Annotated in this window: 10 protein-coding genes; 5 read left to right on the forward strand and 5 right to left on the reverse strand. The window is 63.3% G+C overall.

Going from position 1 to position 12,790, the window contains the following annotated elements:
* Nucleotides 1-94: 94 nt before the first annotated feature.
* Nucleotides 95-1,390, forward strand: coding sequence for a citrate synthase (locus HYR72_20530; GenBank protein MBI1817367.1), 1,296 nt, complete (start codon nucleotides 95-97; stop codon nucleotides 1,388-1,390).
* Between the two features lie 273 nt (nucleotides 1,391-1,663).
* On the opposite strand, the gene HYR72_20535 is transcribed toward HYR72_20530, so the two are convergent.
* From HYR72_20535 to HYR72_20545, 3 genes are all read right to left on the reverse strand, one after another.
* A complete protein-coding gene (locus HYR72_20535; GenBank protein ID MBI1817368.1) occupies nucleotides 1,664-2,518 on the reverse strand; it encodes a serine acetyltransferase in 855 nt (284 codons plus the stop codon).
* Nucleotides 2,519-2,842: 324 nt separating this feature from the next.
* Nucleotides 2,843-3,427 (reverse strand): ATP-dependent Clp protease proteolytic subunit, encoded by a 585-nt coding sequence (locus HYR72_20540; protein MBI1817369.1) that lies wholly within the window; start codon nucleotides 3,425-3,427, stop codon nucleotides 2,843-2,845.
* A 16-nt stretch (nucleotides 3,428-3,443) separates the two neighbouring features.
* On the reverse strand, nucleotides 3,444-4,796 hold the full coding sequence (locus tag HYR72_20545; GenBank protein ID MBI1817370.1) for an inositol-3-phosphate synthase: 1,353 nt from the start codon (nucleotides 4,794-4,796) through the stop codon (nucleotides 3,444-3,446).
* 323 nt (nucleotides 4,797-5,119) lie between these two features.
* Here HYR72_20545 and npdG point away from each other — a divergent pair, with 323 nt between their 5' ends.
* Complete coding sequence (npdG, locus tag HYR72_20550) at nucleotides 5,120-5,743, forward strand: NADPH-dependent F420 reductase (GenBank protein ID MBI1817371.1); 624 nt, start codon at nucleotides 5,120-5,122, stop codon at nucleotides 5,741-5,743.
* Nucleotides 5,744-5,998: 255 nt separating this feature from the next.
* On the opposite strand, the gene HYR72_20555 is transcribed toward npdG, so the two are convergent.
* Both HYR72_20555 and HYR72_20560 read right to left on the reverse strand, forming a co-directional pair.
* Nucleotides 5,999-6,886 (reverse strand): hypothetical protein, encoded by an 888-nt coding sequence (locus HYR72_20555; protein MBI1817372.1) that lies wholly within the window; start codon nucleotides 6,884-6,886, stop codon nucleotides 5,999-6,001.
* Between the two features lie 553 nt (nucleotides 6,887-7,439).
* Nucleotides 7,440-9,212, reverse strand: coding sequence for an acyl-CoA dehydrogenase family protein (locus tag HYR72_20560; protein ID MBI1817373.1), 1,773 nt, complete (start codon nucleotides 9,210-9,212; stop codon nucleotides 7,440-7,442).
* Between the two features lie 423 nt (nucleotides 9,213-9,635).
* Here HYR72_20560 and nadA point away from each other — a divergent pair, with 423 nt between their 5' ends.
* Genes nadA through HYR72_20575 form a run of 3 tightly spaced genes read left to right on the forward strand, consistent with a single transcriptional unit; the run spans nucleotide 9,636 to nucleotide 12,739 of the window.
* Entirely contained in the window at nucleotides 9,636-10,574 is a 939-nt protein-coding gene (gene nadA, locus HYR72_20565) for a quinolinate synthase NadA (GenBank protein MBI1817374.1), read from the forward strand.
* A 57-nt stretch (nucleotides 10,575-10,631) separates the two neighbouring features.
* Nucleotides 10,632-11,300, forward strand: a complete 669-nt coding sequence (locus HYR72_20570) for an NUDIX hydrolase (protein MBI1817375.1) — start codon at nucleotides 10,632-10,634, stop codon at nucleotides 11,298-11,300.
* Between the two features lie 35 nt (nucleotides 11,301-11,335).
* Nucleotides 11,336-12,739, forward strand: coding sequence for an MATE family efflux transporter (locus tag HYR72_20575; protein ID MBI1817376.1), 1,404 nt, complete (start codon nucleotides 11,336-11,338; stop codon nucleotides 12,737-12,739).
* Nucleotides 12,740-12,790: the final 51 nt, after the last annotated feature.

Below are 12,790 nucleotides of genomic sequence, written 5' to 3' on the forward strand. Positions count from 1 at the left end.
TTACAAAATTGGCGAACTTGAGTAAAATTGCCCGCGCGTATTTTGCCGGCGAGCAAAACACAGTAGAGAAGGGGCTCGCAGGAGGAACGACACCATGGCAGAGAGCACCCTCACGGTCACCGATAGCCGCACCGGCAAACAGTACTCGCTGCCGATCAGCGACGGCACCATTCGCGCCACCGATCTGGCCCAGATCAAAGCCGGGCCGGACGACCCCGGCCTGATGAGCTACGACCCGGCGTTCGGCAACACCGCCTCGTGTCGCAGCTCGATCACCTTCATCGACGGCGACAAGGGCATCTTGCGCTATCGCGGGTACCCGATCGATCAACTGGCGGAGAAGAGCACGTTCCTCGAAGTCGCCTACCTGATCGTCAAAGGCGAGTTGCCTTCCACGTCGCACCTCAAAGCATTCGTGCACAACATCACTCACCACACCATCATCCACGAGAACATCAGCAAGTTCATCGACGGGTTTCACTACGACGCGCACCCGATGGGCATTATGGTGAGCACGGTCGGCGCGCTGTCCACCTTCTATCCCGACGCCAAGAAAATCTTCGACGCCGAATCGCGCAAGGTGCAGACGCATCGCCTGATCGCCAAGATGCCGACGCTGGCCGCGTTCGCCTATCGCCATTCGATCGGTATGCCCTACGCGTATCCCGACAACGACCTCAGCTACACCGGCAACTTCCTCAACATGCTGTTCAAGAAGACCGAGCTGAAATACAAACCCAATCCGGTGATCGAGCACGCGCTCGACGTGCTCTTCATCTTGCACGCCGATCACGAGCAAAACTGCTCGGCCAACGCCATGCGCTGCGTCGGCAGCTCGCTCCCCGATCCGTATTCATCGGTGGCGGCGGCCACCGCGGCGCTCTACGGTCCACGCCACGGCGGCGCTAACGAGGAAGCGGTGCGGATGCTGCAGGAGATCGGCAGCGTCGGCAACATCGCGAACCACATCAAGCGCGTGAAGGCGGGCGAAGTGCGGCTGCAAGGCTTCGGCCACCGCGTGTACAAGAACTACGATCCGCGCGCCAAGATCATCAAGACGATCTGCGACCAGGTGCTCGAAGTCACCGGCCGCAATCCGTTGCTCGACATCGCCCTCGAATTGGAACACATCGCGTTGCAAGACGACTACTTCGTCTCGCGCAAGCTCTACCCCAACGTCGACTTTTATTCGGGCATCATCTACCAAGCGATGGGATTTCCCAGCGACATGTTCCCCGTCCTGTTTGCCATCGGGCGGACGCCGGGCTGGATCGCGCAGTGGCAGGAGATGTTGCTCGATCCCGAAACCCGGATCGCCCGCCCGCGCCAGATCTACACCGGCCATGGCGCGCGCGACTACGCGCCACTCGATCAGCGCACGGAGCAGTAGAAGTGTCGCGTCGCGCAAATCTCAACAACGCCGAAGCTCGCATATCGTTCGATCGCTCACCCATTTTCTCCGAGACGGTCGATTTGTTCTCTGAGTGTAGGGGCGATGCATGCATCGCCCTCCGTCTTCTCGGCAGCGGACATCTCGGTTCGCGGGCGACGCATGCGTCGCCCCTACAGGGAACGGCGGAAACAGCGCAGCGGCGCGCTTATGGACAGTCTCCTCTGAGAGAGCAAACCCTACTCCGGCAAGGCTTCCACCCGGAGCGAAGCACTATCGTCGCGTCGCGACGGCGTTGTACGAGATGCGGCTGCCGGGCGGCACCGATTCCACCAGCCACACGTTGCCACCGATGACCGAGCCGCGACCGATCACGGTCTCGCCGCCGAGGACGGTGACCCCCGAATAGATCGTCACATCGTCTTCAATCGTCGGGTGACGCTTGCGTTCGCGTTCGCGCAGCGCAGCCACGTTCTCGCCGCGGACGCTGAGCGCACCGAGGGTGACGCCTTGGAAGATGCGCACGTTGTTGCCGATCACGCTGGTCTCACCGATGACCACGCCGGTGCCGTGATCGATGAAGAAGCGCTCGCCGATCCGGGCGCCAGGATGAATGTCGATGCCAGTGCGGCTGTGCGCCTCTTCGGTCATGATGCGCGGGATCATCGGCACCTGTTCGACATAGAGTTCGTGCGCAATCCGATGCGTGGTGATCGCGTGGATGGCCGGATAGCTAAAGACGATCTCCTCCACGCTCTTCGCGGCGGGATCGCCGTCGAAGGCCGCGGCTACGTCGAGGTTCAGCAAGCGGCGCAGCTCGGGCAGCTTGCTGAACAAACGTAGGACGGCGGCCTCGCTCCACTGCGCGTCGCGCTCGGGGCCAACGCGGCAGCACATCTGCTCGTAACTCACCGCGCGGCGGATCTGCTCGACGAGGACGCCCCACGCCGAGTACAGTTGCTCACTGATCGAAAAGCGGAGGTTGCCACGGTCGAGCGGCCGCGTGCTGTAGAACCCGAGATAGATGACCGAGTGAAGACTGCGCAGCGCTTCAATGATCGCACGGCGGTTCGGCAACGCGGCGCTTTCGAGGCTATCGATCGGATGGCTGCCATCGTAGCTGGCCATCACCAGATCGACGATCGCTTCCAGTTCGCCTTGGCGGCTATCCTTGGTCCCCATCGATCCCCCTTCGTGCGCCGTCATTATGCGCTGATGCGCCGGGGAGACAACCCGGGATGGTGAGCATGCGTGGACACAAGCTGGAAAGCCTGTGCCACCACTGATTTCGCACAAGGAGTGGCCCCTCGATACGCAGCTCTTCGATACGAAGCCTTCGGCTTCTACTCAGTGCCGCTACTCGGGGAAGCGGTTTTGTTTCTCAGCAATCCACCACCCGTTTGCCCGAGTAGCTCGCGAAGCGATCGTATCGAGGGCCGGCCCTTACGGCGACTACAGCTCGTCGCGGGTGCGGACGATCTTGTGGATCAGGCCGTACTTCTTGCCTTCGTCGGGGCCCATCCAATAGTCGCGGTTGGTGTCGGTGGCGACCTTCTGCACCGTCTGCCCGGTTTCGGCGGCGATCAACTGATTCGCCTTGTCGCGCAGCTTGAGAATTTCCTGCGCGGTGATGTCGATGTCCGCCGCCGAGCCGTGCAATTGGGTCGAGGGCTGATGGATCAGCAGGCGGCAGTGCGAGAACGCGAAGCGGTGTTCCTTCTTGGCAGCGATCAACACGATCGTCGCCGCGCTGGCGACCAGTCCGACCGCGATCGTCTTCACCGGCGGCTTGATGAACCGAATGGCGTCGAAAATCGCGAAGCCGCCGTCGGCCGAACCCCCGGGTGAATTGATGAACAGTCGGATGTCTTTGGTCGCGTCCATCGCTTCGAGCAGGAGCAGCTGCGTGATCATCCGCTGCGTAACTTCGTCGTTGATCTCCTGGCCGAGGATCAGGTTCCGCGACTCCAGCAGCTTCTGCATGATCGAATCGGATTCGTTCGCCTTGGCGTGTTCTTCGTTCTTCGGCACGGGGATCTCCTCAGTTGGGGACTTACTCGTAATACTCGCGGCCGAGGTGAGTGATGAGTTCCTCGCCGCGGAGGTAGCGGAGCGTGTTCTTGAGTTTCTGTTGTTGGATGAACAGGTCGTGTTCCGGATACAAGCCGGGCGCCGTTTGCGGGCTCTTGAAGTAGAACGACAGCCATTCCTGGATGCCGTGCATGCCGGCGCGCTGCGCAAGATCGAGGAACAGCGCGAGGTCGAGCACCAGCGGTGCGGCGAGAATCGAGTCGCGACACAGGAAGTTGATCTTGATCTGCATCGGGTAACCGAGCCACCCGAAGATGTCGATGTTGTCCCAGCCTTCTTTGTTGTCGCCGCGCGGCGGGTAGTAGTGAATGTTCACCTGATGCACGTAGTCGCCGTAGAGATCGGGATGACGATCGCGCGGCAGGATGACATCGAGCACGGAGAGCTTGCTGGTCTCCTTGGTCTTGAACGACGCCGGCTCATCGAGCACCTCGCCGTCGCGATTGCCGAGGATGTTGGTCGAGAACCAGCCGCGGAGCCCGAGCGCGCGCGCCTTCAAGCCCGGTGCGATGATGGTCTTCATCAACGTTTGGCCGGTTTTGAAGTCCTTACCGCACACCGGCACGCCGTTGCGTTGCGCCAACTCCATCATCGCGGGGATGTCCAGGGTGAGATTGGGGGCGCCATTGGCGAACGGGATATCGAGCGTGAGCGCGGCGTAGGCGTAGACCATGCTCGGCGCGATGGCGGGGTCGTTGCGCCGCAGGCCGTCTTCGAAACTCGCCAGCGAGGCGTGGACGGCTTGGGGTTGGAGAAACGCTTCGGTGCTGCCACACCACACCATCACCATGCGCGTGGCGCCGCTGCCGCGCTGAAACTCTTCGATGTCGCCGATCAGTTGACGCGCGAGATCCATCTTGGTCGGGGCCGACTTCACGTGTGTACCGTCCAGGCGCTTGACGTACTCGCGATCGAATACAGCAGGCCACGGATTGATGGCTTCCAGTTCGGGCCGAATCATTTCGAGCAGCGGGCGATCGAGCACCTGCGCCCGCAGCGCGGTCTGGTAGGCGTTATCGGGAAAAATGTCCCAGCCGCCGAAGACCAGGTCGGAGAGTTCCGCCAACGGCACGAAATCTTTGATCAGCGGATTGCGCCCCTCGGTGCGTTTGCCGAGGCGGATCGTCCCCATTTGGGTGAGCGAGCCGATCGGTTTGCCGCATCCCTTTTTCACCAGTTCGACGCCGGCGATGAACGTGCTGGCGACGGCGCCGAGTCCGGGCAGCAACACGGCGAGCCGGCCGGTGGGTGGAACGAGTGGTGTCGGTGATTCGGTCACAACGATGGCGCGCCGTTCGCGCGTGGCCTGTCTCATAAAGGACGGCGCCGAGCGACGCAAGTCTGGCGTGAGACGTGAGACGGGATTCGTGAGTGGTGAATCGTGAATGGATGAATCGTGAGGGGTGAGTCGTGAGTGGCGTGAGTGCTCAGCGCCGATGCGCTACTGCCTACCAACACGCCTCACGGTTCACGTCTCACGGTTCACGACTCTCGACTCACGTCTCACGAGTCACCATTCACGCCGCGCCGCCGCTTTGCGGGCGCGTCCCACTGTGGTACGGCAGCGGGCGCCGAAAAGGGGGCCGCGGTCACTCGATGAATCGGATTGCGTTTGTGGGGGGCACGGGCCCGGAAGGAATGGGGCTAGCCTTGCGCTGCGCGCTGGCCGGCGAAGCGATCGTGATCGGTTCGCGCGAGGCAACGCGGGCCGAGTCCACCGCGGAGAAGTTGCGCATGCAGTTGCGTGGCGCCGGCTCATCGGTCGACGTGCTCGGACGCGCCAACGGCGACGCGGTGGACGGCGTGAACATCGTCGCGCTCTGCATGCCGTTCGCAGGCTTGGAGCCGGTGTTGCGAGAGTTAGCGCCAAAGCTGAGCGGAAAGATTCTGCTCGATCTGGTGAACCCGCTGGTGATGCAGAAGGGCAGCTTTGTGTTGCAGGCGGTCGCGGCCGGCTCGGCCGGCGAGTTAGCGCAGCAGTTGGTGCCCGACGCTTACGTGGTCAGCGCGTTCAAGAATCTCAGCGCTGAAGAACTTTGCGAGCTGACGCATACACTGGTTGGCGATGTCGTGTTGTGCGGCAATCACGACGAATCGAAGCGCCGCATCGTCGAGTTGATCGGCCGCATCCCGACGCTGCGCGCCGTCGACGCCGGCGGGTTGGTTAACGCCCGTCACCTCGAAAGCATTACCGCGCTGCTGCTCAACCTCAACCGCCGCCACAAGGCGATCACGTCGATTGAGATTCTCGGGTTGAAGTGATCGCGATGAGTTGGTCAGCAGCCCGCTGAAAACCCCCGAGCAGCCATCACGCGGCAATTCCCTCTCCCGCATCGCCTGCGGGAGAGGGCGAGGGTGAGGGTTCCCGTCAGCGGGCCGGAGGCCCGCTTGGCCTTGCGCCGCAAGGCGTCCGAACATGGTGCCCTCACCTCAATCCTCTCCTGCGAGTGATGCGGGAGAGGAGGTCTCGCTGGTTTCTCCCTCTGATTGTGACAACGTGCGTTCTTCACCGGGCGGTTAGCGCGGCGGCTCAACAACGATCGTGCCGCTGATTCCGTCCGCTGGCACTACGTGGCCTTCGGGGTCGGCGGCTCTGAGTCCATTGATGGTGAGCGGATAGCTCCCGGCGACCGCATTCGCAGCGATGGCCACGCGGCAGCGATAGAGTTCCACTCCGTCGGGAATGAGAGCATCGTCGCCGTCCGTAAGACCGGGAGCGACAATCGCACGAATAGCCGTGCAGTTGTTGGTCTCCATACATCCTGGAGGTGACTCACTATGGAAGGCGAAGCCGCTCAAAGACTTGTGGAGGTCCGGATTCACGCGGCAGTCTGGTTTGTGCCTCGCCGTTGCGGCGATCTGTAACGGCGCATCGAAGTAAATTTCGTTTTGAACGCCAAGGATCTCGCCGGTCCGGACGTGCAGCGTCACCGCGAACTCGACGTCCTCGCCCGGCCTGCCGGACGCGGTGCCGATTTCGATCTGAGCCCCCGACACAATCGTTGGCGTCGCAGTCGGACAGCCCAGTACTGGATCGCATGGCGTCGCTGTCGCGGTCGGTGTGCGCGTCGGCGACGACCCCACCACGAAGATCTCCCCGTCAACACCCGATGCCGGCAAACGCCTGCCTCTCGCATCCGCGGCAACCAATCGCTCGATGCGCAGCGGCGATCGCCCCAAGGGTGCATCGGCATGGATTAATACATCGCAGGAATAGAGCGCTCCGTCGGGAATCGGATCCAGATTGACGGGTGAGAAGACGAGCACGCGCAGAGTGGCGCAGGTTCCACTGTCGCCGCAGCCGGACGGAATAAGGTTGGAGCCGACCTGCTTGCGGATAGCGGGATTCAGCGAGCAGGGACCGACAGACAGAACAGCGGGATCGAAGGCGATGTCATTCTGCACGCCTACGACTTCGGCACCGACGACGTTTAGAATGACAACAAGTACAGCGTGTCCTGCACGCGGACCCGCAAAGCTTTGAAGCTCGATCGATACGAACGGTGTCCCACAATCGAGCGCGGGGTCGCACGGCGTTATCGGTGCAGGGGGTGTTGCTGTCGGCGATGGCGTTCGGCTGTGCGTCGCAGTGGGGCAGCCCGTGATCGGGTCGCACGGCGTCGGGGTAAGTGAAGGTGGAGCCGAAAACTTCGGTGCCGCAGTCTGCGTCGTTGCCGGCGTCGAAGCTGGGAACGCGAGTGGAGTCTGCTGAGTGCCTACGGGCGGGACGATCGTGCCGCCGCAGCCGCTTGCGAGCAACGCAACGAGAATCAATCTCGACAGCCGAGTCGTCATGATAGTCCCGAGACGGACTGTGATGAGACTACTCGCCGCTGCGCGAGCAAAGCAAGCAGAATCGAATTGATGACGAGAGTGGCGGGCGTACCGCTCGCCGCACAGGCACGGAGGCCTGTGCCCAGCCGAACGCGCGGACCGGGACGCGCTGACAGTCGCGCGCTCAGGTCGCCGGTTGGTATTGCGCGATGATGCGTTCGGCGACGCGGGTCTTGAGATCGAGCGAACCGACGGGGACGTAGCTGCAGAGTTTCGCCATCGCACCGAGGTGACGCGTTGCCGTCTCCGCGTCATTCGACAGCAAGCGGCGCGCGGCTTGGCTGAAGCGCTCGCTGGTGTCGGCGGCGACTAGTCGCGTGAGATCGATCTCGGCGGCGCACGCGTCGGCACCGCGTTGGCGGATCAGCTTGAGCGTGCGGCCCAGCGCGCTGTCGAGCGCGTAGACTTCGCAGATCATGTCGCTGAACAATTCGAGGTGCTGCTGCTTGCGGCTCAAGTCGGCCGGCTCGCGCTCGACCAACACGCCGGCGGCGTAGGCAGTGAGACGCTTCGCGCCGTCGAGCGCCGCTTGCTCGGCGGCTAACAGAGCGCTGCTGTCGTTCGCCGGCGGCGCGTCGAGTTCAGCGTGCACATGATGGATGAAATCGAGCAGCGGCAACGCACCGGTCATGGCGCGCTTCATCAGCGTGCCGGGAATCAGCAGCCGGTTGATCTCGTTGGTGCCCTCGAAGATGCGATTGATGCGCGAGTCGCGGTAGCGGCGCGCGAACCCGTACTCTTCAATGTAGCCATAGCCGCCGAGCATCTGCAGCGTCTCGTCGACGCAGAAGTCGAGCGTCTCGCTGCCGTAGACTTTCAGGATCGATTGCTCGATGGCGAATTCCTCGGTGACCTTTTGCACGTCGCTCCAATACGACGCGGCGCCGCGGTCGAGCCGCTCGCAGCCGGCGTCGAGCAAACCGGCGGTGCGATAGGTCATGCTCTCGGACGCATAAATGCGCGCGGCCATGTCGGCAATCTTGCGCTGAATGGCGCCGAATTGAACGATCGGCGTCTGAAACTGTTTGCGCGCCACCGCGTAGCGCATCGCTTCGTGCAGCGAGCCCTTGGCCCCCTCGGTGGCGATGCCGCCGAGTTTGAGTCGGCCGATGTTGAGGATGTTGAACGCGATCTTGTGGCCGGCGCCGATGGTGCCGAGCACGTTGGCGACCGGCACGTCGACGTCTTCGAGGATGAGCTGGCACGTCGACGAGCCTTTGATGCCCAGCTTGTGTTCTTCGGGACCGATGCTGACGCCGGGCGTGGCGCGCTCGATCAGAAATGCGGTGAACTTCTCGCCGTCGACTTTGGCGAAGACGGTGAAGAGATCGGCGAAGCCGGCGTTGGTGATGAACTGCTTCACGCCGTTGAGTCGGTACGTCGACCCGTCGGCGGACAGCACCGCCTTGGCTTTGGCGCCGAGCGCGTCGCTGCCGGAACCCGGTTCGCTCAACGCATACGCGGCGAGCCACTCTCCGGTGGCGAGTCGAGGAAGATAGCGCGCGCGCTGTTCGTCAGTGCCGTAGAGCACGAGCGGCAGCGAGCCGATGCCCGTATGGGCCGTCCATGAGACGCTGAACGAGCCGCACACGCTGCCGCGCGCAGCCACCAGCAACGCGACGGTCTTGCTGACGCCAAGTCCGCCGTACTCGCTGGGAATCTCCAGCATCAGCAGCCCGAGTTCGCCGGCGCGCTTGAGCAGGTGCGGCATGAGGCCCGGCTCCTGCGCCTCGATGGCGTCGATGCGCGGCAACACTTCCTTCGCGACGAAGGCGTCGGCAATCGCCGCGAAATGCTCGTCGTCGGGCCCGAAGTCTTCGCGGATGAACGGCTCGCGCTCGGTGACCGGCTCGATCAAGAACGCGCCGCCGCGCGGGGCTTCGGTGCTACAAACCATGCGTGCTCCTTCTCAGTCTGTGCATTGTTGTCGGGCATTGCCGCGGTGTGTTACTGCTCGTGCCGTGGTGCGTCAAGTGGCTTGCGCTCGCTGTCGATGCCGTCCGCACGGTCCGAGTCCAAGACTCATGCCTCTGCGATGCCGGCGCGGCGGGGCGGTTTCACTGCGACTCATCTGCGCCCGACTGCCGAGCGCTGCTCGCAACCCGTCGCACTGAGGCGGTTGCAACGTCTCGCGAGACAGCCGAGCGGCCACGCCGGCACGCACCTGCGACGACGCATTCCCTCGCAAACTGCCGTGGGATTGACGTAGCGCAGGACTATGCGTATCTTCTACGCAAAGTAAGGAGCCCCAATGCAACCCGCCATCGATCGCACCGCGCAGGAGCTGCAACAGCAGTTCGCGCGACTCAACGCCCCGCGCATGTACAGCGAAGCCGCCTGCGGCGACATCGCCGCGTTGGTGACGCGCATCCGCCAGCTCAAGGCCGAGCGCAACGCGGTGGTCCTGGCGCACAACTACCAGCGCCCGGAGATTTTTGAGGTGGCGGACTTCGTCGGCGATTCGTTGGAGCTGGCGCGGCAAGCCAACGGGGTAACCGCCAACGTCATCGTGTTCTGCGGCGTCCACTTCATGGCCGAGACGGCGAAGATCCTCAATCCGGAGAAGACCGTTTTGCTCCCCGATATGCGCGCCGGTTGTTCACTCGCTGACAGCGTGAACGCCGAGGAATTGATCGAACGCCAAACCGAGCTGCGCAAACTCTATCCGGACCTCATGACGGTCGCCTACGTCAACACCACCGCCGAGGTCAAAGCCGTGGTCGACGCTTGCTGCACCTCTTCCAACGCGGTGCAGATCGTCGAGGCCCTGCCGACACAGCACATCCTGTTCGTACCCGACGAGCATCTCGGGCAGTACGTACAGAGCAAAACCGCGAAGACGGTCATCTCGTGGAATGGTAACTGTTACGTCCATCACCAGATCACGCCGGCCAACATCCAGGCGGTGAAGGACTCACTGCCGAACCTCAAGGTGCTGGTGCATCCCGAGTGTCGCGCCGACGTGGTCGCGTTGGCCGACGCTGTGCTGAGCACGAGCGGGATGGTGAAGTACGCCAAGGAAAGCAGCGCCACCGACTTTCTCGTCGTCACTGAGTGCGGGCTGTCCGACCGTCTGCTGATCGAAGTGCCCGAAAAGAAATTCTACAAGGCGTGCAAGCTCTGCCAGTTCATGAAGATGATCACGCTGGAGGGCACGATGCAGGCGCTCGAACGGATGCAATACGAGGTCGTGCTGGAGGAAACAGTGCGCGCTGGCGCCGAGCGTTCGCTGCGTCGCATGCTCGAATTGAGTCAGTAGGCCGACCGTTGGCAGTTGGGTCGTCCCTGAATCCGATCTCCCTGCAGCTCTGCCTCGATGAAGTCCGCGCACGGCCAGAACCATCCCTGGGTCGCCGTCGACGTGGTGATCTTCACCATCGACGAGGGTGAACTGAAGGCGCTGCTGGTGAAACTGAAGGACGGGCCGTTCACCGGTCGCTGGGCGTTGCCGGGCGGCCTGGTGAGCGTTGGCGAACCGCTCGAAGCGGCGGCGACGCGCGAACTGTCCGAAAAAACCGGGTTACGCGATCTCTACCTCGAGCAGTTGCGCAGCTTCGGTTCTCCGACGCGCGATCCCCACGCGCACGTGGTGTCGGTAGCGTACTTTGCGCTGCTGCCGCACAAGGACCGCGACACGCTGGCACATCCGAAGTACGCACGACTCGAATGGCGCGCGGTCACGGCGCTGCCATCGCTCGCATACGACCACAACGCGGTGGCGCGCTACGCACTTGATCGCCTGCGGGCGAAGCTGGCGTACACCAACATCGTCTACAGCTTGCTGCCGCGCGAGTTCACCTTGGGGCAGTTGCAAGAGATTTATGAAGTCATCCTCGGCCGCTCGCTCGATCGCCGCAACTTCCGCAAGAAGCTGCTGGCCACCGGGCTGCTGCGCGCGCTTCCAAAAGTCCGCCGCGGCCCGCACCGCCCGGCAACGCTCTACGCTTTCACCCACCGCCGGCCGATGAATATTCCAATGCTGTGAATTCCACCTTGACTTGAAGTGGCAAATCCGGTGACGTGACGACTCTCAACATGGACGGCGATGCATCATCCCTGGCGCTCACTGCCGACGCGGCGAGTGTAGCCACGACGGCGCGCGCCGAACTGCGGCGCACGATCTGGAACCTCGCCTGGCCGGTGATCGTCACCTTTCTGTTCGAGTCGATGGTCGGCCTGGTCGACACGTTGATGGTCGGCCGACTCGGGGCGGCAGCCGTGGCCGCGGTCGGGGTCGGCGCGCAAGTGTTGTCGGGTGTGAGCGTCGCCATGACCGCGGTCGGCACCGGCACCTTGGCGCTGGTGGCGCGGCATATCGGTGCGGGCGAGCCCGATGAAGCGCGGCGCGTGCTAGCGCAGTCGGTGGTAACGGCGGTGGCGCTGTCGTTGGTGATGATCACGCCGGTGATCTTGTGGGCGCCCGCGATCGTCCACGCGTTCGGCGTGGAGGCGAGCGTCGTCGATCTCGGCGGCGCGTTCGTGCGTTTGGTGATGCTGTCGATTCCCGCCTCCGCGGTGTTGTTCGTCATCGGGTCGGCGCTGCGCGGCGCGGGCGACACGCGCACACCGTTGGCCATCGGTCTGACCGTGAACATCATCAACATCGCTGGCAACTACGTCTTGATCTTCGGCAAACTCGGCCTGCCCGCGCTCGGCGTGCGCGGTTCGGCGATCGCCACGGCGGTCGCGTTCACCAGCGGCGCCACGTTCGGCCTGGTGCTGTTGGCGCGCGGCACGTTGGTGTTGCGGCTGGTTGCGGCGCACCTGCGGCCGCACCTGCACACCGTGCGGCGCGTCCTCAGCATCGGCTATCCCGCCGCGGCCGAGCAGATGCTGATGCAGTTCGGCTTCTTCATCTACCTGATCTTCGCGGCCCGCTACGGGACCAGCGCGGTGGCGGCGTATTTCATCGGCGTCCGCATCTTGGCATTGTCGTTTCTGCCGGGCTTCGGCTTTGCCGCCGCGGCTGGCGCGCTGGTCGGGCAAAATCTCGGCGCGCGCAATCCCACTCGCGCCGAGCAAGCCGGATGGATGGCCAACCGCATGTCGGTGACGATGATGTCAGTCACCGGCGTCATCATCTTCATGAGCGCCACGCACATTGCCCGCGTGTTCGTCGACGATCCGGCAGTCGTCGACGGCACGGTGTGGTTCATCTACATGCTCGCCGCGGCGCAGCCGCTGATGGCGGTCGATTTCACCATCGGCGGCGCCTTACGCGGTGCCGGCGATACGCGCTTCCCGCTCATCACGGTGCTGGTCGCATTCTACGGTTGCCGGTTGGGATGCGCGTACCTCGCGTCGTCCGTACTGCACCTGTCGCTGAAATGGGTGTGGGCGGCACTAATCGGCGACTACGTTGCGCGCGCCGCACTGAAATCGTGGCGCTTCCGCAGCGGACGTTGGAAGACGATCTCCGTGTGACGGAGGCGTGATTCGTGAATGGTGAGTCGTGACTCGTGAGTGGTAAGTCGT

This window comes from Deltaproteobacteria bacterium, from assembly GCA_016178705.1.
Taxonomy (GTDB): Bacteria; Desulfobacterota; Binatia; order HRBIN30; family JACQVA1; genus JACOST01.